Origin of the sequence: Galbitalea sp. SE-J8, from assembly GCF_030345695.1 — a bacterium.
In the GTDB taxonomy this organism is placed as follows: domain Bacteria; phylum Actinomycetota; class Actinomycetes; order Actinomycetales; family Microbacteriaceae; genus JAUASV01.
This window is the reverse complement of record NZ_JAUASV010000004.1, coordinates 198,471-220,839: the sequence shown is the minus strand read 5'-3', so window position 1 is coordinate 220,839 and position 22,369 is coordinate 198,471. Positions and strand designations below refer to the sequence as shown.

The window sequence follows — 22,369 nt, the reverse complement described above, 5'->3', positions numbered from 1 at the left end:
GCCCGGCCCGCCTCGCCGTGCCCCGCCCCGGCCCGCCCCGGCCCGGTCCGCCCGGCGCCCGGCCCGCCCCGCCGAGCCCCGCCCCGCCGAGCCCCGCCCCGCCGAGCCCCGCCGCTAACAAGCGGCTGGAAGCGGTGTGGGAACTGGCGAAGCGGGGCCTGGGGGCATCGGGCTCTGCGGCTGATTCTGGGCTCGTCGGAGCGGTCACGGAACCAACGAGACGGAGTCGAACACCTCTGACCGCCAAGCAGATAGACGCGATTCAAACGGCGCGCGACAGCGGCGAGAGTGTCATGTCGATCGCCCGTCGGTTCGAGGTGACCCGCATGACGGTGTGGGAGAAAACTCAGACCAGATGAATCTGGGCATGGAGGTTGCTACGGCAGGAGGTCGAGCATCTGTGGGCGAGCCTTCATGGCGTGGATCACGAGTTCGTTTCCACTATCGAAGACCAGCACGACCGTCTCCAGCAGCCGGCCACGGGTGTCGAACCCGAGCCGGAGCTGCCGCGCCGGGCTGTCATCATCGAGGTCCTCGATCCACGTCGCCCAGGTCGCAGCCTGGATTGCGTCCTCGGCATCGACGCCGTGTTTGAGAGCCGAGGAGTGGACTCTCACGCCGAGGCCAGCGCCTCGCGGATCACCTCGGAGCGAGACTTGCCTTCACGCTCCGCCCGAGCATCAAGGGCACTGATCTCGTCCGCCGTAAGCCGCAACGCGATGACCTGCGATGGCTCCGCGCCACGACCAGGACGACCACGACCCCGATTCTTCAACGCCTCCACGTCGTAGCCAGTCTCCGCTTCGGTTGCCCAGGCTGCGATCTGCTCCTCGGTGACAGGGGTGCCGTTGATCGTTTCGCGCTCACTCATGCCATTAATGTTATACGAAAATATAGTCAGCGGCCAGTGCTCGCCTCGTGGCCGGGGCAGGTCGGCTACCTCAACGTCCGCCGCACCGACGAGCAGGGCCGGGAGGTCCGCACGGTCGACGTCGATCCCGAACGCGCGCCGTTGATCCGGTGGGCGTTTGAGCGATACGCCACGGGCGAGGTGTCGGTTGCGGAGTTGTTGCGCGAGGTGACGGCGCGCGGGCTGAGCACGGTGCCCTCGCCGAAGCGTCCGTCGAAGCCGCTGGGCAAGGCGACGTTCTACGCGCTGCTGACCAACCCGTACTACGCGGGCATGATCCGCTACAAGGGAGCGCTACACCCCGGCGCGCACGAGCCGATCGTGGAACCCGCGCTGTTCGACACGGTGCAATCCCTCCTGAAAGCACGCAACGCGAAGGCAACCCGGCACGTCCGTCACGCCCACCACCTGAAAGGGCTGCTGCAGTGCGGCTCCTGTGGGTCACGGATGCTGCTGGACTTCGCCACCAACCCAAGAGGCACCACCTACGCCTACTTCGTCTGCTCAGGGAGAGCCGCCAAGTAGACACCCTGCACCCGCCGCGGCGTCCCCGTCCACCTGGCCGAACGACTCGTCGCGGATTCCTACGCCTCGATCACCATCAGCGAGAACGACTACCGGAACCTCGCCGCAAGGGTCGATGCGGCGTTCGACAAGCGCTCCGCAGGACGCGACCAGGAGTTCGCCGACCTCACGGCGAACCGGGCGCGCTTGGAAGCCGAGAGCGACAAGCTCCTCGCCGCCCACTTCGCCGACGCCATCGACCTACCCACCCTGAAACGACACCAAGACCGCATCAGAGCAGGGCTCACAGACATCAACCACCGCCTCACCGAGCATGACCAGCATCACACCGGAAGCCGCGCGTTCCTCCACGACTCCCTGCGGCTGCTCACCGATGCGCACCACGCCTACAAGCACTCCGACGACGGCAACCGGCGACTGGCCAACCAGGCGTTCTACACCCGGCTCGAAGTCACCGAAGACGAGCACCTACGCCGGGTGCTGGCCGAGCCGTTCGCCACCATCGTCGGCGAGACGCGAGGCAAAGAGACGGAACACGAACACACCGCATCCTGCGATGTCGCGTGTTCCCGTAAGGACACTTGGGTGGAGCCTAGGAGAATCGAACTCCTGACCTCCTGCTTGCAAAGCAGGCGCTCTACCAATTGAGCTAAGGCCCCGTGACCCCAGGCTACCCGCCACGATCGCGAGCGAGGTCGGCGTGCCCGATGCCGAGCACCGACGGCGCCCGCCCCAGGGGCGGCGGCGGGCCGGATCGGCGCAGTGTGGGGGTACCAGGACTTGAACCTGGGACCTCTTCGTTATCAGCGAAGCGCTCTAACCGCCTGAGCTATACCCCCGCAGGCCGCATGCCAGCGTACCCGAATCGCGCCGAGACCGTTAATCGGATGCCGCGGAGCGGTCAGTTGTTGGTGAAGCCGACCAGCAGGCCGCCGGTCACACGCACGCTGAGGTTGTAGAGCAGGCTCGCGATCGCGCCGAGCACCGTGCCGATCACCGTGTTGACGACGGCGATGACGACCGCGAACAGGGCCACGCGCACGAGCGACAGCTCCGTCGTGACCGAGAAGTCCGGTTCGCCGAACACGTCCTGCAGCAGTCCGTCGATCGAGTCGAACACGTGGAAGCTCTGCAGCGCGAGGTAGAGGAAGACGGTCACGACGATGAGCACGATGCCGAGCGACAGCGCGACGAGGAACGACAGCTTCACGGCGGACCAGAAGTCGACGTAGACGAGCTTGAGGCGCACCTGCTTGGTGGTGACGGGCTTCTGCGACTTGCGCTGAAGCTTCTCGGCGACGCTGGTCATTCTGCGGTCTCGGCCTCTCCGGTCGTGTCGTCGGCAGCGGACTCGGCGTCATCGGCCACGTCCTGGTGACCATCGAGGTTGCGCTCGGTGTTGCGCGCTATGGCGATGATCCGGTCCTCTTCGGCGAACCGGGCGAAGACGACGCCCATGGTATCGCGGCCCTTCGCGGGAACCTCCGCGACATCCGAGCGCACGACCTTGCCGCTCTCGAGCACGACGAGCACCTCGTCGCCGTCCTCGACGATGATCGCGCCGGCCAGCACGCCGCGGTCGTCGTTGAGCTTCGCCACCTTGATGCCGAGGCCGCCACGGTTCTGGATGCGGTACTGGTCGACCGCGGTGCGCTTGGCGTAGCCGCCCTCCGTGACCACGAAGACGTAGCCGTCGTCCGCGACCACGGATGCCGACAGCAGCGTGTCGCCGGCGCGGAAGTCCATGCCCTTGACCCCCGAGGTCGACCGGCCCATCGGACGCAGCGCGGTGTCGGATGCCGTGAACCGGATCGACTGGCCGTGGCGCGAGACGAGCAGCACGTCCGCATCCTCGTCGACGAGCAGGGCGGAGACGAGCTCGTCGCCCTCGCGCAGGTTGATCGCGATGATGCCGCCCGTGCGGTTCGTGTCGTACTCGGTGAGCGCGGTCTTCTTCACGAGGCCGTCGCGCGTCGCGAGCACGAGGTACTTCGCCACGCGGTAGTCGCGGATGTCGAGGATCTGCGCGATCTCCTCGCCCGGCTGCAGCGCGAGCAGGTTCGCGACGTGCTGTCCCTTCGCGTCGCGGCCGGCCTCCTGCAGCTCGTAGGTCTTCGCGCGGTACACGCGCCCCGTGGTCGTGAAGAACAGCAGCCAGTGGTGGGTGGTCGTGACGAAGAAGTGCTCGACGACGTCGTCCGCGCGCAGCTGGGCGCCCTTGACGCCCTTGCCGCCGCGGTGCTGCGAGCGGTAGTTGTCGCTGCGGGTGCGCTTGATGTAGCCGCCGCGCGTGACGGTGACGACCATCTCCTCCTGCGGGATGAGGTCTTCCACGCTCATGTCGCCGTCGAAGCCGTACATGATCTCGGTGCGCCGGTCATCGCCGAACTTGGCCGCGATGTCGGCGAGCTCGTCGGCGATGATCGTGCGCTGCCGGGACGGGCTCGCGAGGATGTCGGCGAAGTCGGCGATCTTCGCCTCGATGGCGTCGTGCTCGTCGATGATCCGCTGGCGCTCGAGGGCGGCGAGGCGGCGCAGCTGCAGCTCGAGGATCGCGTTCGCCTGCAGCTCGTCGATGCCGAGCAGCTCGATGAGGCCGACCCGGGCCTCGGCGACGTCCGGCGAGCGACGGATGAGCGCGATGACCTCGTCGAGCGCGTCGAGCGCCTTGAGGTAGCCGCGCAGGATGTGCGCGCGCGCCTCGGCCTCGGCGAGTCGGTAGCGGGTGCGCCGCACGATGACGTCGATCTGGTGGTCGATCCAGTACGCGATGAACTGGTCGAGGGCGAGGGTTCGCGGCACGCCGTCGACGATCGCGAGCATGTTCGCGCCGAAGTTCTCCTGCAGCTGGGTGTGCTTGTACAGGTTGTTGAGCACGACCTTCGCGACCGCGTCGCGCTTGAGCACGATGACGAGGCGCTGACCGGTGCGGCCCGAGGTCTCATCGCGGATGTCCGCGATGCCGGGGATCTTGCCCTCCTTGACGAGCTCCGCGATCTTGATCGCGAGGTTGTCGGGGTTGACCTGGTAGGGCAGCTCGGTCACGACGAGGCAGGTGCGGCCCTGCAGCTCCTCGACGTTCACGACGGCGCGCATGGTGATCGACCCGCGGCCGCTGCGGTAGGCGTCCTGGATGCCCTTGACGCCGAGGATCTGCGCGCCGGTCGGGAAGTCCGGTCCCTTGATGCGCTGCAGCAGCGCCGCGAGCAGCTCCTCGCGATCGGCATCCGGGTGCTCGAGCGCCCAGAGGGCGCCATCCGCCACCTCGCGCAGGTTGTGCGGCGGGATGTTGGTGGCCATGCCGACGGCGATGCCGACCGACCCGTTGATCAGCAGGTTCGGGAACCGCGCCGGGAGCACCACGGGCTCCTGCGTGCGGCCGTCGTAGTTCGGCTGGAAGTCGACGGTGTCCTCGTCGATGTCGCGCACCATCTCCATGGCGAGCGGGGCCATCTTGGTCTCGGTGTACCGGTGGGCGGCGGCGCCGTCGTTGCCGGGCGAGCCGAAGTTGCCCTGGCCGAGGGCGAGCGGGTAGCGCAGCGACCAGGGCTGCACGAGGCGCACGAGCGCGTCGTACACCGACGAGTCGCCGTGCGGGTGGAACTGGCCCATGACGTCGCCGATGACGCGGGTGCACTTGGAGAACGCGCGGTCGGGCCGGTAGCCGCCGTCGTACATCGTGTAGATCACGCGGCGGTGCACGGGCTTGAGCCCGTCCCGCACGTCGGGCAGCGCGCGCCCCACGATGACGCTCATCGCGTAGTCGAGGTACGACCGCTGCATCTCGGTCTGCAGATCGACCGGCTCGATGCGGTCGCCGGGCATGCCCTCGGTGGTGGTCTCGTCGGTCATGACAGGTCTCTCTTCGTCGGCTCAGCGGAGGAACGGATGCGGCTCCCGATCAGATGTCGAGGAACCGCACGTCCTTCGCGTTCTGCTGGATGAAGGTGCGCCGGGCATCCACGTCGTCGCCCATGAGGGTGGCGAAGACGCCGTCCGCGATGGCGGCGTCGTCGAGGGTGACCTGGCGCAGGGTGCGGGAGTCGGGGTTCATCGTGGTGTCCCACAGCTCCTGGTAGTTCATCTCGCCGAGGCCCTTGTAGCGCTGCACACCGTTCTCCTTCTGCAGCCGCTTGCCGCTCGCGAGGCCGGCCTCCAGCAGCACGTCGCGCTCGCGGTCGGTGTAGACGTACTCGTGGTCGGCGTTCGTCCACTTGAGGCGGTAGAGCGGCGGCTGCGCGAGGTAGACGTAGCCCATCTCGATGAGCGGTCGCATGTACCGGAAGATGAGGGTGAGCAGCAGCGTCGTGATGTGCTGGCCGTCGACGTCGGCATCCGCCATGAGCACGATCTTGTGGTACCGGGCCTTCTCGCCGTCGAAGTCCTCGCCGATGCCCGTGCCGAACGCGGTGATCATCGCCTGGATCTCGGCGTTCGCGAGCGCGCGGTCGAGCCGCGCCTTCTCGACGTTGAGGATCTTGCCGCGCAGCGGCAGGATCGCCTGCGTCTCGGGATTGCGGCCGGTCTTCGCGGACCCTCCCGCCGAGTCGCCCTCGACGAGGAAGATCTCCGAGCGCACCGGGTCCTTGCTCGAGCAGTCGCTGAGCTTGCCCGGCATGCCGCCGCCCTCGAGCAGTCCCTTGCGGCGTGTCTGCTCGCGCGCCTTTCGCGCGGCCATGCGCGCCTGCGACGCCATGATCGACTTGCGCACGACATCCTTCGCCTGACCCGGGTTGCTCTCGAACCAGTGGCCGAGCTCCTGCCCGACGACGCGCTGCACGAACGACTTCGCCTCGGTGTTGCCGAGCTTGGTCTTGGTCTGGCCCTCGAACTGCGGCTCGCCGAGCTTGATCGAGACGACGGCGGTGAGGCCCTCGCGCACGTCGTCCCCGGACAGGTTCTCGTCCTTCTCGCGCAGCAGCTTCTGCTCGCGCGCGTAGCGGTTGACGAGGGTCGTGAGCGCCGCGCGGAAGCCCTCCTCGTGAGTGCCGCCCTCGTGCGTGTTGATCGTGTTGGCGTAGGTATGCACGCTCTCGCTGTACGCGGTCGTCCACTGCATCGCGACCTCGAGCGCGATCCGCTTCTCGGTGTCCTCCGACTCGAAGCTGATGATCTCGGGGTGGATCACCTCGCTCTTCTTGGCGCCGTTGAGGTACTCGACGTAGTCGACGAGGCCGCGCTCGTAGAGGAACACGTCGCCGCGCACGTCGCCCGTCTCGTCGTCGACCTCGCGCTCGTCCTGCAGCTGGATGCGGAGGCCCTTGTTGAGGAACGCCATCTGCTGGAAGCGCGTCTTGAGCGTCTCGTAGTCGAACTCGACGGTCTCGAAGATGTCGCTGTTCGGCCAGAACGTGATCGTGGTGCCGGTCGCGTCGGTGGGCTCGCCCTCCTCGACGGGCGAGAGCGGCACGCCGTTCTCGTAGCTCTGCCGCCACACCGCGCCGTCGCGGCTCACCTCGGCGTCGAGCCGGAACGACAGCGCGTTGACGACCGACGAGCCGACGCCGTGCAGCCCGCCGGAGACGGCGTATCCGCCGCCGCCGAACTTGCCGCCGGCGTGCAGCACGGTGAGCACGACCTCGAGGGTCGACTTCTTCTCCACCGGATGCTCGGCGACCGGGATGCCGCGGCCGTCGTCGACGACGCGCACCGAGCCGTCCCGGCGGATCGTCACCTCGATGTGGGTCGCGTAGCCGGCGAGCGCCTCGTCGACGGAGTTGTCGACGATCTCGTAGACCAGGTGGTGCAGACCGCGCGGCCCGGTCGAGCCGATGTACATGCCGGGGCGCTTGCGCACCGCCTCGAGCCCCTCGAGAACCTGGATCTGTTCGGCGCCGTACGAGCTGTCGGGAGTCTGGTTCTTCGAGTTCTCGGACGGCATGTTCGGCTGTACTCCTGACCACGGGGGGATGCGTCATCCGAGGCGGGATTCCGAGCGAGTGGAGGGCTCACGGCGACCCGCCCAGTCTACCCGCTCGACAGCCCGAAAACCGGCAGGATGCCCGCGTGACGGGCGAACGCCGACGCGGTGACCAAACGAATCGTCTCAGCCGTAGGTATCGCGCGGACCGCGCCCCTGGACCGATCTGAGGCCGCGTTTCCAGGATGGGGCGTCCGGTCCGTCGAAACGCACGGACTGCACGCCCGCATCCGGGTGCTCCTCGACGATGCGCGTCACGATGCTCGACCGCATCAGGCGCAGCTGCGTCGCCCACGCCGTCGAGTCGCAGCGCACGAGCAGGCGGCCGTCCTCGATCGAGACCGGGGTCGAGTGGGCGGCCGTCTCCGCGCCGACGATCCGCGGCCAGGCGAGCAGCAGGTCGGACTCGGCGAGCGGCGAGTCCCAGCCGAGCGAGGTGGTGAGCGCGTCGAGCACGTCGCCGAGGCCGCGCGGGTCGCGACCGAGGGCGAACGGCACGTTGGCGCCCTCGGGCTCGGGCGCTCGGCGCCGGCCGCGGCCGCGGCGCCGGCCGCCGAACACCTCGCGGAACCGCAGGTAGACCGCCTGCGCCTCGTCGGCCGGGGCGAGCTCCGGCTCCTCTCCTCCACCGGCCGTCACGCGCCCACTCCGCTCTCGAGCGCGCCGGCACGGATGCGGATCACGCGCCCGGCGAGCTCCTCCGGCACGTCGTCGAGCACCGCCGCGGTGATGAGCACCTGCTCGAAGTCGTGCACTGCGGCCGCGAGACGCGCCCGCCTCGATGCGTCGAGCTCGGCGAACACGTCGTCGAGCACGAGCACCGGGTCGCCTAGCGACGACTCGCGGCGCAGCAGCCGCGCGGCCGCAAGCTTGAGGGCGAGCGCGAACGACCACGACTCGCCGTGGCTCGCGTAGCCGCGCGCCGGCAGCCCGTTGAGGGTGAGCACGAGGTCGTCGCGGTGCGGTCCGGTCAGGGTGAGGCCGCGCTCGAGCTCCGCGCGGCGCGATCGGGCGAGCGACGCCGCGAACTCGGCCGCGGCATCCGGTGCGCTCAGCGACGCCGCGACGGTGCCGTCGGCCGAGGGCTCGTCGTCGTCGGGCGTTCGGGACGCGCGGATGCTCAGGTAGCTCGCGAGGGACGCGTCGTGCTCGGCGCCGGCGATGGTCGCGTACGCGGCGCTGACCTCCGGGCGCAGCTCGTCCACGAGCGCGCCGCGCGCCGCGACGATCTCGGCGCCGAAGGCGACGAGCCGCTCGTCCCACACGTCGAGCGTGCTCAGCTGCGCCTCGCTCACCCGCGTCGCGCGCGCGGACTTGAGCAGGGTGTTGCGCTGCCGGAGCGCCCGGTCGTAGTCGCCGAGCACGCCGGCGAGCCGCGGCGTGCGGGCGACGAGCAGTTCGTCGAGGAATCGTCGTCGACCGGAGGGCTCACCGCGCACGAGCGCGAGGTCCTCGGGGGCGAACAGCACCGTCGCGACGTAGCGCGGCAGCTCGCGTGGCCTGATCGCGGCGCGGTTCACCTGCGCGCGATTGGCGCCGCTGCGGTTGATCTGCACCTCGGCGAGGATCGCGCGCTCGTCGTGGGCGATCCGGGCACGCACGACCGCGGCATCCGTGCCCTGACGGATGAGGGCCTGATCGCTCGAGACCCGGTGCGACCCCAGGGTGCTCAGGTAGCCGAGCGCCTCGACGAGGTTCGTCTTGCCCTGGCCGTTGCTGCCGACGAACACGTTCGCGCCGGGGACCAGCTCGACCTCGAGCGTCGCGTAGTTGCGGAAGTCGGCGAGCGAGAGGTGGGTGACGTACATCCGCACCTCCCGCTCGACTCGACCTGCCTGGGCATCACCATCCTGCGACGGCGGTGCCGGGATCAGTCCTTCGGGCGCACCGCGTGGCCGCCGAACTGCTTGCGCAGCGCGGCGACGGCCTTCATCGACGGCGAGTCCTCCTGGCGCGAGACGAAGCGCGCGAAGATCGACGCGGCGATCGTCGGCACGGGCACGGCGTTGTTGATCGCCTCCTCGACGGTCCAGCGACCCTCGCCCGAGTCCTCCACGTAACCCTCGATGTCGTCGAACTGCGGGTCCTCCTTGAGGGCCTTGACCATGAGGTCGAGCAGCCAGGAGCGCACGACCGTGCCGCGCTGCCAGGCGGCGAACGTGCCCGGCAGGTCCTTGATGAGGTCGTCGCGCTTGAGCAGCAGCTCGTAGCCCTCGGCGTAGGCCTGCATGAGCGCGTACTCGATGCCGTTGTGCACCATCTTCGCGTAGTGGCCCGATCCGACCGGACCGACGTGCACGAAGCCCTCCTCGCGGGGGCCGTCCGGGCGCAGCGCGTCGAACACGGGCAGCGCGCGCTCGATGTCGGAGTCGTCACCGCCGACCATCAAGCCGTAGCCGTTCGTGAGGCCCCAGACGCCGCCGGAGACGCCGGCGTCGACGTACTTGATGCCCTTCTCCGCGAGCACGGCCTGGTGGGTGAAGTCCTCGGTGAAACGCGAGTTGCCGCCCTCGATCACGAGGTCGCCCTCGCTCAGCACGCCGGCGAGGTCGTTGATCACCCCGTCGGTGATCCTCCCGGAGGGCACCATGACCCAGATGATGCGGGGGCCCGGCACCGCGGCCGCAAGAGCCGCGAGGTCGGGGACATCCGTGACCGCGGGGTTCGGGTCGTAGCCCGTGACCTCGATGCCGTGCTCGCGCAGGCGGCCGCGCATGTTGTTGCCCATCTTGCCGAGGCCGATGAGTCCGATGTGCATGTTGAGTTGTCCCTTTGCCTATGACAGTGGTGGATGTCAGCGCAGGAGGAGGTTGGGCTGCAGGAGATACCTGTAGTTGTCCGCCCCCGGCTGATCCTTCGACGACTGGCTCGTGATGAGCACGGGCCCGGGCTTGTTCGGGTTCTCGGTCGCGGTGAACGAGATCCGCACGAACTCGGAGTGCACAGCACCCAGGCCGTCGAGGAGGAACGCCGGCTTGAGCGAGACGACCGTGTCCGCACCGGTGAGGAAAGCGTCGATGCTCTCGGAAGCCTGGGCCTGCTCGGAGCCGATGGCCTCGAGGGTGAGTCCGTCGGTGGAGAAGGAGAAGCGCAGCGCGGCCTCGCGCTCGAGCACGAGCGCGACGCGGCGCACCGATTCGACGAGCTCGGCCGTGCCGACGACGGCGTAGTTGTCGACCGACTCGGGGAACAGCCGCTTGACCGGCGGGAAGTTGCCCTTGATGAGCAGCGACGTCACCGTCTTGTTGCCGGCGCTGAACGCGATGAGCTCGCGATCGTCGGTCGAGGTGATCGAGACGGCGACGTCGCCCGAGTGCCCGAAGGTCTTGCCGACCTCGACGAGCGTGCGGGCCGGGATGAGCGCGGTCGCGGCATCCGCTCCCGTGTCGGCTGCGGCCCAGGCGATCTGCCGGACGGCGACCCGGTACCGGTCGGTCGCGATGAACGAGATCGAGCCGTCGGCGATCTCGAGCTGCACGCCCGTGATGACCGGGGTGACGTCGTCGCGGGATGCCGCGACGGCCACCTGCGCGACCGCCTCGGAGAAGTCCTCCGCGGCGAGCGAGCCCGACGGGTCGCCGATCGTCGGCAGGGTCGGGTACTCCTCGACGGGCATGCTCAGCAGCGTGAAGTGCGCCGAGCCGCAGGAGACGGCGACCCGTCCCTCGTCGGTCGAGATGATGACGGGCGCGCTCGGCAGCCGGCTCGCGATGTCGTTGAGCAGCCGGCCCGACACGAGCACGCGCCCCGGCTCGTCGACCTCCGCGGCGATGACGGTCTGCGACGACACCTCGTAGTCGAACGACGAGAGCGTGAGTCCGGCATCCGTGGTCTCGATGAGCACGCCCGAGAGGATCGGCAGCGTGGTGCGCTGCGGCAGGAGCTTCACCGCGAACGAGACAGCTTCACTGAACACGTCGCGATTGACCTGGAATCTCACGGGTACCCCTGTCGCGTGGGAGGTGGGCTCTGGGTTGGCCGGTTAATACTGGCACAGCGCCGAACCGCCGGCTTCGGGGAGGTTGCCGGATCGCCCCCTGGATGAGAAGAGATCTCTAGGAGTGTTAACGCCTGTGGGAACTGGGGATAACCCGGTGGAGGACAGTCGACGGGCGGGAACTACACGCGTGTGAGATGTGGGCGGCGTGTGCATCGAGACGGCTCGGCTCGGGACGGCGGCCGCGGCGTCGACCGTCCCGCCCACAGGCCGGCGGTCGATCGCTCACACCCCGGGCGGCGTGTCTCCCCGGGTTCTCCACACCGTTGTCCACAGATTGTGCAGAAGCCGCGCGAGCTGCTCGTCAGTTGCTGAACCGGTGGTTCTGCTTGATGCGCGCGGTGAGCTCGGTGACCTGGTTGTAGATCGACCGGCGCTCCTTCATGAGCTCGGTGATCTTCTTGTTCGCGTACATCACGGTGGTGTGGTCGCGGTTGCCGAACAGCTGGCCGATCTTCGGCAGTGACAGGTTCGTCATCTCGCGGCACAGGTACATCGCGATCTGGCGCGCGGTGGCGACCGCCTGGCTCCGGCTCGAGCCGTACAGGTCGTCGACCGTGAGCTTGAAGTAGTCCGCGGTGTGATTGATGATGTCGACCGGCGCGATGACGTTGTCCTCGTCGAGGGTGATCAGGTCCTTGAGCACGGTCTGCACGAGCTGCATGTCGACGGGCGTGCGGTTGAGGTTCGCGAACGCCGTGACGCGGATGAGGGTGCCCTCGAGCTCGCGGATGTTGCTCGACACCTTCGAGGCCATGTACTCGAGGATCTCGTTGTCGATCTGCAGCCGGTCGTTCTGGGCCTTCTTGCGCAGGATCGCGATGCGGGTCTCGAGGTCGGGGGCCTGCACGTCGGTGATCAGTCCCCACTCGAACCGGGACCGCATCCGGTCCTCGAAGCCGGTGAGCTGCTTCGGCGCCAGGTCGCTCGTGATGACGACCTGCTTGTTGTGATCGTGCAGCGTGTTGAAGGTGTGGAAGAACGCCTCCTGCGTGGAGTCCTTGCCCTGCAGGAACTGGATGTCGTCGATGAGCAGGATGTCGATCTCGCGGTAGCGGGAGTTGAACGCCGACGCGCGGTTGTTCGCGATCGAGTTGATGAAGTCGTTCGTGAACTCCTCCGAGCTCACGTAGCGCACGCGGATGCCGGGGTAAAGGCTCTCGGCGTAGTGGCCGATGGCGTGCAGCAGGTGGGTCTTGCCGAGCCCGGAGTCGCCGTAGATGAACAGCGGGTTGTACGCCTTGGCCGGCGCCTCGGCCACGGCGACCGCGGCGGCGTGGGCGAACCGGTTGGAGCTGCCGATGACGAAGTTGTCGAAGTTGTACTTGGCGCTCAACCGGGAGTCGCCGCTGCGCACGGGCGTCGGCGCCGAGACGACGGACGGCTCGATGTAGGGCTGCTCCTCGTCGCGCTGGGTGAGCACGTCCTGCTGGATCGACGGGTTCACGATGACCGCGAAGTTCTGCACGTCCGGGTCGCCGGCGGAGCGGATCGCGTCCATGATCGGGTTGCGCACGCGCTGCTCGATCATCCCGCGGGTGAGCTCGTTCGGCACCTCGAGGTAGAGCGTGCCGGCCATCACCCCGCGCGGCTCGATGAGGTTCACGAAGCCGATGAGCTGGGGCGTCACGCGCTCGTCGTCGGCGATGCGGGCGAGCACGGCTCGCCACACGGCGGGCGTCGGGTCGGCCTCGGCCACGGATCCTCCTCATCACACGGCCCTCGGGCGCGGCCGTGTTTTCCACAACGTTATCCACCGCCGGGATAACCTCGGATCCGAGTGGCGACGCGGGCTCCGGGCGTGGGACGGAGTTCACCCTATGCGCGTCGGCGCGTCGCTATCAACAGGGTGTGGATGCGCGCGATACTGGTCGATCGGCCTGATCCGTTTGACCGGAGCGCGTTCGGGCCCTATTTTTAACCGGTTGACTTCCGTCCGTGTCCAACGGGCATCCGCTGATCTTCCCTGCCCGCGGCAGGGCATGGAGCACTCATGAGCAAGCGTACTTTCCAGCCGAACAACCGCCGTCGCGCCAAGGTGCACGGCTTCCGCCTCCGCATGCGCACCCGCGCCGGCCGCGCGATCCTCGCGGCCCGCCGCCGCAAGGGACGCAGCGAGCTCTCCGCCTGACGCGCACCCTCCGGGTGCGTCGCCAGTGCTTTCCCGCGTGAACCGGATCGCGCGCGGTGCGGACTTCCGCACCGTCGTGCGGTCCGGTCGTCGTTTTGCGACGCCCGTCGCCGTCGTCTACGTGCGCGAGACGGATGCCGCCTCCCCCACGCGATTCGGTTTCATCGTGTCGAAGGCGGTCGGCGGATCCGTCGAGCGCCACCTCGTGACCCGGCGCCTTCGCGCCATCGGCCGTGCGGCGCTCCCGGACCGGCCCCGTGGCGCGGACGTCGTGGTGCGCGCCCTCCCGGGCATCGTCGAGGTGCCGTGGGATACGCTCCGCGCGGGCGTGGATCGCGCGCTCGACCGTGCGAGGACCGAGGGGACAGCCCAGCGATGACGCGTGTCGCACTCCTCCTCGTGCTCGCCCCCCGCAACCTGTGCGTCGCGGTGCTGCGCGTCTACCGGGCCGTCATCTCCCCGCTGTACGGCGACGTCTGCCGCTACTACCCGTCCTGCTCGCACTACGCGCTGCAGGCCATCCAGACCCACGGTGTCGTGAAGGGGGTGGCCCTCGGCGGCTGGCGCATCGCGCGCTGTCATCCGTGGGCCGCCGGGGGCGTCGACGACGTGCCGCCCGCACACCACCATCGCTACCGCGTGACCCGGTTCGGCTTCGTGCTGCCGGCCGTCACCGCCACCGAGTCCTAGGAAGGGACCCGCCACCGCCATGCCTGACATCCTCGGCACCGTCCTCTGGCCCGTGAAATGGGTCATCGAGGCCATTCTCGTCGGCTTCCACTGGCTGCTCACGGCCATCGGACTCGACCCCGGCGCCGGCCTCACCTGGGTGCTCTCGATCGTCGGCCTCGTGCTCATCGTGCGCGCCGCGCTCATCCCGATCTTCGTGCGCCAGATCAAGAGCCAGCGCCGGATGCTCGAGGTCGCGCCGCAGCTCAAGAAGATCCAGGACAAGTACAAGGGCAAGAAGGACCAGTTCTCGCGCGAGGCGATGTCGCGCGAGACCATGGACCTCTACAAGAAGACGGGCACGAACCCGCTCGCCTCGTGCCTGCCGCTGCTCATCCAGATGCCGATCTTCTTCTCGCTGTTCTCGGTGCTGCAGGAGGCCCGCGGCGACAAGGCGGGCGTCGGCCTGCTCACGCAGCAGCTCTCCGACCAGTTCGGCAAGTCGGCACTGTTCGGCGGCGCCGCCCCCCTGAGCCTGAGCATCCAGACCGCGCTCGACGCGGGCAACGCGCTCGTCGTCGTGATCGCCGCCGTGATGGTCGTCATCATGACGGCGTCGCAGTTCATCACGCAGCTGCAGATCATGTCGAAGAACCAGTCGGCCGAGATGAAGGCCAGCCCGATGTACCGCCAGCAGCGCATCCTGCTCTACATCCTCCCGCTGGTGTTCGCGTTCTCGGGCTTCGCGTTCCCGATCGGCACGATGTTCTACTGGCTGACCTCGAACATCTGGACGATGGCGCAGCAGTTCCTCGTTATCCGGAACATGCCGACGCCCGGCAGTGAGGCGGCGCTCGCGCGTGAGGCCCGACTCGCGCGTCGCAATCAGCGCCGCGGCATCACCGTGGTCGAGACCGAGACGCCGGCGATCGTCCAGCCGAAGACCACCCAGCGCCAGCAGCCCATCTCGAAGAACCGAGCGAAGAAGAGCGGGAACAAGCGATGACCGACACCCCAGCAGCGAGCACCGTCGAGAGCGTGACGGATGCGGCCGTGCCCGACGAGGGCGACGTCGCGGCCGACTACATCGAGGAACTGCTCGACATCGTCGACCTCGACGGCGACATCGAGATCGACACCCGCGGCGGACGGGTCTACCTGTCGGTGACCGCTCCCGCGGACGGCGCATCGGCCGACGGCCTGCGCCTGCTCGCGAAGCCGGACACGGTGGGCGCCCTGCAGGAGCTCACGCGCATCGCCGTGCAGACCCGCACGGGCGAGTTCTCGCGGCTCATCCTCGACGTCGGCGGATCGCGCGACGCCCGCGCGGCGGAGCTCGCCTCGCTCGTGGATGCCGCCATCGCACGCCTCGACGACGGCGCCGCCTCGGCCGCGCTGCCCGCGATGTCGTCCTACGAGCGCAAGGTCGTGCACGACATCGTCTCCGAGCGCGGCTTCGCCTCGGAGTCCGAGGGCGAGGGCCGCGATCGGCACACCGTCATCACGCGGGCCTAGTTTCACGTGAAACATCGCTCCCGATGACCGACCCGTCGACGGCCGGCGCGCTCGAGGCCGAGCCGCCCGCGGCATCCGTCGTCTTCGGCGACCGCACCCCCGTGGCGCGAGCGTACGTCGCGCACCTGCGCGAGTTCGGCGAGCTCCTCGGGCTGATCGGCCCGCAGGAGCTGCCCCGGCTGTGGACGCGCCACGTCGTCAACAGCGCGCTGCTCGCTCCGCTGCTGCCCGACGGAGCGCACGTCGCGGACGTCGGCAGTGGCGCGGGCCTGCCGGGCCTCGTGCTCGCGATCGCCCGCCCGGACACCCGCCTCACGCTCATCGAGCCGATGGAGCGGCGCACCGAGTGGCTCGCGGCGGAACGCGATCGGCTCGGCCTCGACAACGTGACCGTGCTGCGCGGCCGTGCGCAGGAGGTGCGGCTCGACGAGCCCGCGGATGTCGTCACGGCCCGTGCGGTCTCCGCGCTGAAGACGCTCATCCCGATCACTCGCGGGCTGGTGCGCCCGGGCGGCACGCTGCTCTTCCTCAAGGGCGAGCGCGTGCACGACGAGGTGGCGGCGGCCGAGAAGGAGATCCGCCGCGCGCGACTCGCCGACGTCGAGGTGCTGACGCTCGGTGCCGACCTGGGTCCCGAGGTCACCCGCGTGTTCCGGGCTACAGTGAACTGACCGTTACCGGGCCCTCCCCCCGCCGCGCCCCGCGGCATCCGCCCCCAACGTTTCACGTGAAACATCCGAAGGAGACGTCGTGGATTCCGACGACGCCGCGCTGTCCGGCCCTGCGCCGGAGAGCGTCGCCGCACCCGCCCCGAACACCGTCGCCGAGAACACCGTGTCGGACGACGACACGCCGCTCGCGCGCGAGCTGGCCGAGATCACCCGCCGCCGCGCCGCCGTCGAGGGCCAGCAGCTGCCGCTGCCCGAGCGCACGCGTGTGATCACGGTCGCGAACCAGAAGGGCGGGGTCGGCAAGACCACGACGACCGTGAATCTCGCGGCCGCGCTCGCCCGCCGCGGCGCGAACGTGCTCGTCATCGACCTCGATCCGCAGGGCAACGCCTCGACCGCGCTCGGTGTCGAGCACCGTGCCGAGACGACGAGCGTGTACGACGTCATCGTCGGCGACGCCGAGATCGCCGAGGTCGTGCAGCGCAGCCCGGACAGCGACACCCTGTGGTGCGTGCCGGCCACGATCCACCTCGCGGGCGCGGAGATCGAGCTCGTGTCGCTCGTCGCGCGCGAACAGCGACTGCGCACCGCCCTCGACGCGTACCTCGCGCAGCTCGACCACGACATCCACTACGTCTTCATCGACTGCCCGCCCTCGCTCGGGCTGCTGACGATCAACGCGTTCGTCGCCGCGCGCGAGGTGCTCATCCCGATCCAGTGCGAGTACTACGCGCTCGAGGGGCTGAGCCAGCTGCTCGGCAACATCGGTCTCATCGAGAAGCACCTCAACCCCGATCTGCGCGTGTCGACGATCCTGCTCACGATGTACGACTCGCGCACCAACCTCGCGAACCAGGTCGCCGACGAGGTGCGCGAGCACTTCCCGGCCGAGACGCTCGCGACCCTCATCCCGCGTTCGGTGCGCATATCGGAGGCGCCGAGCTACCAGCAGACCGTCATCGCCTACGATGGCTCGTCGGCCGGATCGATCTCGTACCTCGAGGCCGCCGGGGAGATCGCACGGAGAGGGGCACCCGCCTGATGGCCGCACCCAAGCGCACCGGACTCGGCCGGGGAATCGGCGCCCTGATCCCCACGGGGGACACGCAGGAGAAGGCGACGGACGTGTTCTTCGGCGGCGAGACGCCCACCGACGACGAGCTCGTGGCCGTGCCCGGCGCCCGGCTGGTGAGCGTGAGCCCCGCCGAGGTGATCCCCAACCCGCAGCAGCCCCGCACCGAGTTCCGCGAGGAGGAGCTCGCCGAGCTCGTCGTGTCGGTGCGCGAGTTCGGCGTGCTGCAGCCCATCGTGGTGCGTCCGCTCAAGGGCGCGGCGCCGGGTGGTCCGCAGTACGAGCTCATCATGGGCGAGCGGCGCCTCCGCGCCGCGAAGGCCGCCGGCCTGCAGACGATCCCGGCGGTCGTGCGCGAGACGGCGGACGATGCCATGCTGCGCGACGCCCTGCTGGAGAACATCCACCGCGCGCAGCTCAACCCGCTGGAGGAGGCATCCGCGTACCAGCAGCTCATCGCCGACTTCGGCATCACCCAGGAGCAGCTCGGCGAGCGGATCGGGCGGTCGCGCCCCCAGATCACGAACACGCTGCGCTTGCTGCGCCTGCCCGCCGCCGTGCAGTCGCGCGTCGCCGCCGGGGTGCTGAGCGCGGGACACGCGCGGGCCATCCTGTCCACGGCGGATGTCGTGACCATGGAGCAGCTCGCCGACCGGATCGTCAACCAGGACCTCTCCGTGCGCGCCGCTGAGGAGATCGCGGCGCGGCTCTCGAACAAGCCGAAGCGCGCGCCCAAGCCGAGCGCCGGAAAGCGTCAGGGTCACCTCGACGAGATCGCCGAGCGCCTCGGCGACCGCCTCGACACGCGCGTGCGGGTGCAGCTCGGCGCGGCCAAGGGCACCATCACGATCGAGTTCGCGACCATCGGCGACCTCAACCGCATCCTCGCCGAGCTCGGCGACCCGGGCTTCCGCTAGCCCCGCGCCCCCCGCGCCCCCCTCCGCCTCCGCCTCCGCCTGGCCCGGTGTGAGGATGTTTTGCGCGTGTGAGGACGCCCCGGACAGTCCTCACACGCGCAGAACGTCCTCACACCGGGCCAGACGACCGGGGACGACCGGGGGCGCGGACGGGCTAGGCGGTGAGCGCGGCGTCGGCCAACGCCGAGTAGACCCAGCCGACGTCGTGCCCCGCGGCCTCGAGGGCGAGCGGGAAGAGCGACGTCTCCGTGAGACCCGGCATGGTCGCCGCCTCGAGGAACCACGGGGTGCCCGCGCCGTCGACGATGAGGTCGATGCGGGAGATGTGCCGCATGCCGAGGGCCGTGTGCGCGGCGACCGCGACCTGCGCGGCGCGGTCGGCCGCGGCATCCGGGATCCGGGCGGGTGCGTAGTACCGCGTCTCCCCCGCGGTGTAGCGCGCCTCGAAGCTGTACACGCCCGAGCGCGGGACGATCTCGACGGCGGGCAGCGCCACCGGCCCGTCGCCCGTGTCGATGACGCTCACCGCGATCTCCGTGCCGACGATCTTCTGCTCGACGAGCGCCGCCTCCCAGTAGGTGTACGCGCCGACCATGGCGCGCGGCAGATCGTCGGGGTCGTCGACGATGCGCACGCCCTGCGCGGAGCCGCCGCGCGCCGGCTTGACCACGACGGGCACCGGCAGCTCGTGCGCCGTCACGTCGAGCACCGCGGCCGCGCCGAGCTCGCGGAACGAGTCACGGGTGAGGGTGAAGGACGCCGGGGTCGGCACCCCGGCGCGCGCGACGAGCGTCTTCGCCGTCGGCTTGTCCCAGGCGAGGCGGGTGGCATCCGCGCGGGACCCGACGAACGGGATGCCGAGCGCCTCGAGGAGCTCCTTGAGGGTGCCGTCCTCGCCACTCGCACCGTGCAGCACGGGCCACACGACGTCCGGCCGCTCGGCGCGCAGGTAGTCGAGCAGCGTCGCGTCGGGGTCGCGCACGATGACGCGCGTTCCGGGCTGGTGCAGGCTGTCGGCGACCCGCCGGCCCGAGCGCAGCGAGATGTCCCGCTCGTGCGACAGGCCGCCGGCGAGCACGACGATCGTGCGATCGGGCATGGCGCGATCCTCCACAGAAATGCTGGTCAGGCAAGGTTTGTCGGTGGGATGAACACCGCATCCTGATCGAGTCGCGGCAGCTCGAGCGAGCCGGTGCCGGCGAACGTGTCGACCAGATCCCGCTCGCCGTTCACGACCTTCGCGAGCCGGCGGATGCCCTCGCGGATGAACTCGGGCGTCGGGTAGCAGAACGACAGGCGGATGCGGTCGGCACCCTGCCCGTCGGCGTAGAACGCGGTGCCGGGCGTGTACGCGACGAGCTCGGTGACGGCGCGCGGCAGCATCGCCTTCGAGTCGAGGTCGCGCGGCAGCGAGAGCCACACGTAGAAGCCGCCGTTCGGCACGGTCCACTCGAGGTCGGGCAGGTAGTCGTCGAGCGCCTGCAGCATCGCGTCGCGCCGCTCGCGGTACACGCCGCGGAACGTGTCGATCTGGCCGCGCCAGTCGGTGGTCGCGAGGTAGTCGCTGATCACGAGCTGGTTGAACGACGACGGCGAGAGGATCGCGGCCTCGTTGGCGAGGATGAGCTTCTCGCGGATGGCGTGCGGCGCAAGCGCCCAGCCGACCCGGAAGCCCGGCGCGAGGGTCTTCGAGAACGTGCCGAGGTAGACGACGCCCTCGTCGTCGAGCGAGCGCATCGCGTTCGGCGGCGGGGCGTCGAAGTAGAGCAGGCCGTAGGGGTTGTCCTCGAGCACGAGAATGCCTTCTGACCGGCATATTTCGAGGATCTCGACGCGCCGCTCCCAGCTCAGCGTCACACCGGCGGGGTTGGAGAACGTCGGGATCGTGTAGAGGAACTTGATCCGCTTGCCCGCGGTCTTCAGCTCCGCGATCTTCGCGCGCAGCGCATCCGGGATCAGCCCGTGCTCGTCCATCGCGGCGTGCCGGATGTCGGCCTGGAACGACCGGAACACGACCATCGCCGTGACGTAGCTCGGCCCCTCGGCGAGCACGACGTCGCCCGGGTCGACGAAGAGCTTCGTGATGAGCTCGAGCGCGTGCTGCGAGCCCGTGGTGACGACGACGTCGTCGGCGCTGCCGTGGATGCCCTCGAGCGCCATCACCTCGAGGATCTGCTCGCGCAGCACCGGGTCGCCCTGGCCGGAGCCGTACTGCAGCGCCACCGGGCCGCGGTCGCGCATCACGCGGGCGAGGGTGTCGTCGAGACGCTCCTTCGGCAGGGCGGAGACGAACGGCATGCCGCCGGCGAGCGAGACCACCTCGGGCCGCGACGCGACGGCGAACAGGGCTCGGACCTCGGAGGCGGCCAGGCCGGCGGTGCGCGCGGCGTAGCTGTCGTACCACGGGTCGAGGTTGTTGCCCCCCGACAGGTCCTGTCGGTTCATGTCCGTCCTGTTCTCTCGCGCGCACGACGCGCCCTCGGGCGCACGGCGCGCCAGGGCTCCACCCTAGGTGGTTAACGGATGCGGCCCCCGCTCCGACAGGGAGAAGGGGCCGCGATCGGGCTATTGGCCGCGTCGACTACGCGAGGAACTCCGCGAGGTCGTGCTCGAGCGCCGGCTTCGGCTTCGCGCCGATGACGGTCTTGACGACCTCGCCGCCCTTGAAGACCTTCATCGCCGGGATCGACGTGATCCGGTACTTCATCGCGGTCTCGGGGTTGTCGTCGACGTTGAGCTTGACGATCTTGATCTTGTCGGAGTGCTCGGTCGCGATCTGGTCGAGGATCGGCGAGACCGCGCGACACGGGCCGCACCACTCGGCCCAGAAGTCGACCATGATCGTGTCCTCGCTGCCGAGCACCTCGCTCTGGAAGGTGGCGTCGGTGACGTCGTGTGCGCTGCTCATATCTCTCGTCTCTCGTTCGGGGTCGGTGCGATCAGGCGCCGACGGGGGTGTTGGTCTCGGTGCTCGGGATGCCGGTGCTCGGCTGCAGGGCGGCGGCCACGAGGTCCGTGGGCAGTGCGGCCAGGTAGTGCTCGGCGTCGAGCGCGGCGACGACCCCCGAGCCCGCCGCGGTCGCGGCCTGCTTGTAGTCGGGGTCGATCACGTCGCCCGCGGCGAATACGCCGGGCAGGTTGGTGCGCGAGCTGCGCCCGTCGACGCGGATGGTGCCCTCGGCGGTGAGCTCGAGCTGACCGTGCACGAGGTGGGTGCGCGGGTCGGCGCCGATCGCGATGAACAGGCCGGACAGGTCCAGATCCGCGACGGATCCGTCGACGGTGTCCGTCAGGCGCACGCCGTCGACGAGGTCGTCGCCGTGGATGCCCGACACCTCCTTGTTCCAGTGGAACTGGATCTTCGGGTCGGCGAACGCCCGCTCCTGCATCGCGGCCGAGGCGCGCAGCGCGTCCTTGCGGTGCACGACGTGCACCTTCTCGGCGAACCGGGTGAGGAAGGTCGCCTCCTCCATCGCCGAGTCGCCGCCGCCGACGACCGCGATCTCCTTGTCGCGGAAGAACGCGCCGTCGCACGTCGCGCACCACGAGACGCCGTAACCGCTCAGGCGGGTTTCATCGTCGAGCCCGAGCTTGCGGTAGGCCGAGCCGGTCGCGTAGATGACCGTGAGGGCCTCTTCAACGCCGCCGTTGCCGAGGTGCACGCGCTTCACGTCGCCCGTGAGCTCGAGCTTCACGACGTCGTCGTAGACGATCTCGGCGCCGAAACGCTCCGCCTGCGCCTGCATCTTCATCATCAGGTCGGGCCCCATGATGCCGTCGGGGAAGCCGGGGAAGTTCTCCACCTCGGTGGTCTTCATGAGCTCGCCGCCGAACTCGACCGAGCTCGCGATCACGAGCGGCGCGAGGTTCGCACGGGCGGCGTAGATCGCCGCGGTGTAGCCGGCGGGACCCGAGCCGATGATGATGGTCTGACGCACGAGCTGCTCCTGAGAAGGCGGGACGCCCGCCGGCCGGCGAGCGTCGTTCTACGCGGTGGAACACATCCTAGGTGCGGGATATTCCGCACCCACGGGCGCGGACG

Annotated in this window: 24 protein-coding genes and 2 tRNA genes; 9 read left to right on the top strand and 17 right to left on the bottom strand. The window is 69.4% G+C overall.

Annotated elements, in window-relative coordinates; genetic code table 11:
• Positions 1-377: 377 nt before the first annotated feature.
• Positions 378-617: a toxin gene (locus QT381_RS05010; protein ID WP_289247630.1), complete on the bottom strand. Its 240-nt coding sequence runs from the start codon at positions 615-617 to the stop codon at positions 378-380.
• Positions 614-871 carry a ribbon-helix-helix domain-containing protein gene (locus tag QT381_RS05005; protein WP_289247629.1) on the bottom strand — a complete coding sequence of 86 codons (258 nt, stop codon included), beginning with the start codon at positions 869-871 and terminating at the stop codon, positions 614-616. Before QT381_RS05005 ends, QT381_RS05010 begins: the two co-directional genes overlap by 4 nt.
• 36 nt (positions 872-907) lie before the next feature.
• Between QT381_RS05005 and QT381_RS05000 the strand changes: the two genes are divergently transcribed.
• Complete coding sequence (locus tag QT381_RS05000; protein WP_289247628.1) at positions 908-1,435, top strand: recombinase family protein; 528 nt, start codon at positions 908-910, stop codon at positions 1,433-1,435.
• A gap of 240 nt (positions 1,436-1,675) precedes the next feature.
• On the opposite strand, the gene QT381_RS04995 is transcribed toward QT381_RS05000, so the two are convergent.
• From QT381_RS04995 to dnaA, 11 genes are all read right to left on the bottom strand, one after another.
• On the bottom strand, positions 1,676-1,903 hold the full coding sequence (locus QT381_RS04995; RefSeq protein WP_289247627.1) for a hypothetical protein: 228 nt from the start codon (positions 1,901-1,903) through the stop codon (positions 1,676-1,678).
• 118 nt (positions 1,904-2,021) lie between these two features.
• Positions 2,022-2,094 (bottom strand) — tRNA-Ala (locus QT381_RS04990).
• Positions 2,095-2,200: 106 nt separating this feature from the next.
• Positions 2,201-2,274, bottom strand: a tRNA-Ile gene (locus tag QT381_RS04985).
• Between the two features lie 62 nt (positions 2,275-2,336).
• The gene (locus tag QT381_RS04980) at positions 2,337-2,744 is read right to left on the bottom strand and encodes a DUF3566 domain-containing protein (RefSeq protein ID WP_289247626.1); all 408 of its coding nucleotides are present in this window, start codon (positions 2,742-2,744) and stop codon (positions 2,337-2,339) included.
• Positions 2,741-5,287 (bottom strand): DNA gyrase subunit A, encoded by a 2,547-nt coding sequence (gene gyrA / locus QT381_RS04975; RefSeq protein ID WP_289247625.1) that lies wholly within the window; start codon positions 5,285-5,287, stop codon positions 2,741-2,743. The genes QT381_RS04980 and gyrA overlap by 4 nt, the downstream gene beginning before the upstream one ends.
• Positions 5,288-5,336: 49 nt before the next feature.
• The gene (gyrB, locus tag QT381_RS04970) at positions 5,337-7,316 is read right to left on the bottom strand and encodes a DNA topoisomerase (ATP-hydrolyzing) subunit B (RefSeq protein ID WP_289247624.1); all 1,980 of its coding nucleotides are present in this window, start codon (positions 7,314-7,316) and stop codon (positions 5,337-5,339) included.
• 165 nt (positions 7,317-7,481) lie between these two features.
• The gene (locus tag QT381_RS04965; protein WP_289247623.1) at positions 7,482-7,994 is read right to left on the bottom strand and encodes a DciA family protein; all 513 of its coding nucleotides are present in this window, start codon (positions 7,992-7,994) and stop codon (positions 7,482-7,484) included.
• A complete protein-coding gene (gene recF, locus QT381_RS04960) occupies positions 7,991-9,163 on the bottom strand; it encodes a DNA replication/repair protein RecF (protein ID WP_289247622.1) in 1,173 nt (390 codons plus the stop codon). The genes QT381_RS04965 and recF overlap by 4 nt, the downstream gene beginning before the upstream one ends.
• Before the next feature lie 62 nt (positions 9,164-9,225).
• The gene (gene gnd / locus QT381_RS04955) at positions 9,226-10,113 is read right to left on the bottom strand and encodes a phosphogluconate dehydrogenase (NAD(+)-dependent, decarboxylating) (protein ID WP_289247621.1); all 888 of its coding nucleotides are present in this window, start codon (positions 10,111-10,113) and stop codon (positions 9,226-9,228) included.
• A gap of 36 nt (positions 10,114-10,149) precedes the next feature.
• Positions 10,150-11,295 carry a DNA polymerase III subunit beta gene (gene dnaN / locus QT381_RS04950; protein ID WP_289247620.1) on the bottom strand — a complete coding sequence of 382 codons (1,146 nt, stop codon included), beginning with the start codon at positions 11,293-11,295 and terminating at the stop codon, positions 10,150-10,152.
• 361 nt (positions 11,296-11,656) lie between these two features.
• The gene (dnaA, locus tag QT381_RS04945; protein ID WP_289247619.1) at positions 11,657-13,051 is read right to left on the bottom strand and encodes a chromosomal replication initiator protein DnaA; all 1,395 of its coding nucleotides are present in this window, start codon (positions 13,049-13,051) and stop codon (positions 11,657-11,659) included.
• A gap of 294 nt (positions 13,052-13,345) precedes the next feature.
• On the opposite strand from dnaA, the gene rpmH reads away from it, so the two are divergent.
• The 8 genes from rpmH to QT381_RS04905 all read left to right on the top strand — a co-directional run bounded on the left by rpmH (position 13,346) and on the right by QT381_RS04905 (position 18,327).
• Positions 13,346-13,483, top strand: a complete 138-nt coding sequence (gene rpmH / locus QT381_RS04940) for a 50S ribosomal protein L34 (protein WP_096382907.1) — start codon at positions 13,346-13,348, stop codon at positions 13,481-13,483.
• Positions 13,484-13,520: 37 nt separating this feature from the next.
• The gene (gene rnpA, locus QT381_RS04935; protein WP_289247618.1) at positions 13,521-13,862 is read left to right on the top strand and encodes a ribonuclease P protein component; all 342 of its coding nucleotides are present in this window, start codon (positions 13,521-13,523) and stop codon (positions 13,860-13,862) included.
• Positions 13,859-14,173 (top strand): membrane protein insertion efficiency factor YidD, encoded by a 315-nt coding sequence (gene yidD / locus QT381_RS04930; protein WP_289247617.1) that lies wholly within the window; start codon positions 13,859-13,861, stop codon positions 14,171-14,173. Before rnpA ends, yidD begins: the two co-directional genes overlap by 4 nt.
• 19 nt (positions 14,174-14,192) lie before the next feature.
• Positions 14,193-15,158: a membrane protein insertase YidC gene (gene yidC / locus QT381_RS04925; RefSeq protein WP_289247616.1), complete on the top strand. Its 966-nt coding sequence runs from the start codon at positions 14,193-14,195 to the stop codon at positions 15,156-15,158.
• A complete protein-coding gene (locus QT381_RS04920; RefSeq protein WP_289247615.1) occupies positions 15,155-15,667 on the top strand; it encodes a Jag family protein in 513 nt (170 codons plus the stop codon). Before yidC ends, QT381_RS04920 begins: the two co-directional genes overlap by 4 nt.
• Before the next feature lie 23 nt (positions 15,668-15,690).
• Entirely contained in the window at positions 15,691-16,338 is a 648-nt protein-coding gene (gene rsmG, locus QT381_RS04915; protein WP_289247614.1) for a 16S rRNA (guanine(527)-N(7))-methyltransferase RsmG, read from the top strand.
• Between the two features lie 163 nt (positions 16,339-16,501).
• Entirely contained in the window at positions 16,502-17,380 is an 879-nt protein-coding gene (locus QT381_RS04910) for a ParA family protein (protein ID WP_289247637.1), read from the top strand.
• Positions 17,380-18,327 carry a ParB/RepB/Spo0J family partition protein gene (locus QT381_RS04905; protein WP_289247613.1) on the top strand — a complete coding sequence of 316 codons (948 nt, stop codon included), beginning with the start codon at positions 17,380-17,382 and terminating at the stop codon, positions 18,325-18,327. The genes QT381_RS04910 and QT381_RS04905 overlap by 1 nt, the downstream gene beginning before the upstream one ends.
• Before the next feature lie 154 nt (positions 18,328-18,481).
• On the opposite strand, the gene QT381_RS04900 is transcribed toward QT381_RS04905, so the two are convergent.
• The 4 genes from QT381_RS04900 to trxB form a co-directional block, all read right to left on the bottom strand.
• Positions 18,482-19,426, bottom strand: a complete 945-nt coding sequence (locus tag QT381_RS04900) for a D-alanine--D-alanine ligase family protein (RefSeq protein ID WP_289247612.1) — start codon at positions 19,424-19,426, stop codon at positions 18,482-18,484.
• A 26-nt stretch (positions 19,427-19,452) separates the two neighbouring features.
• Entirely contained in the window at positions 19,453-20,772 is a 1,320-nt protein-coding gene (locus tag QT381_RS04895) for an aminotransferase-like domain-containing protein (RefSeq protein ID WP_289247611.1), read from the bottom strand.
• A gap of 136 nt (positions 20,773-20,908) precedes the next feature.
• Entirely contained in the window at positions 20,909-21,235 is a 327-nt protein-coding gene (trxA, locus tag QT381_RS04890) for a thioredoxin (protein ID WP_289247610.1), read from the bottom strand.
• Positions 21,236-21,266: 31 nt separating this feature from the next.
• Positions 21,267-22,265: a thioredoxin-disulfide reductase gene (trxB, locus tag QT381_RS04885; protein ID WP_289247609.1), complete on the bottom strand. Its 999-nt coding sequence runs from the start codon at positions 22,263-22,265 to the stop codon at positions 21,267-21,269.
• Positions 22,266-22,369: the final 104 nt, after the last annotated feature.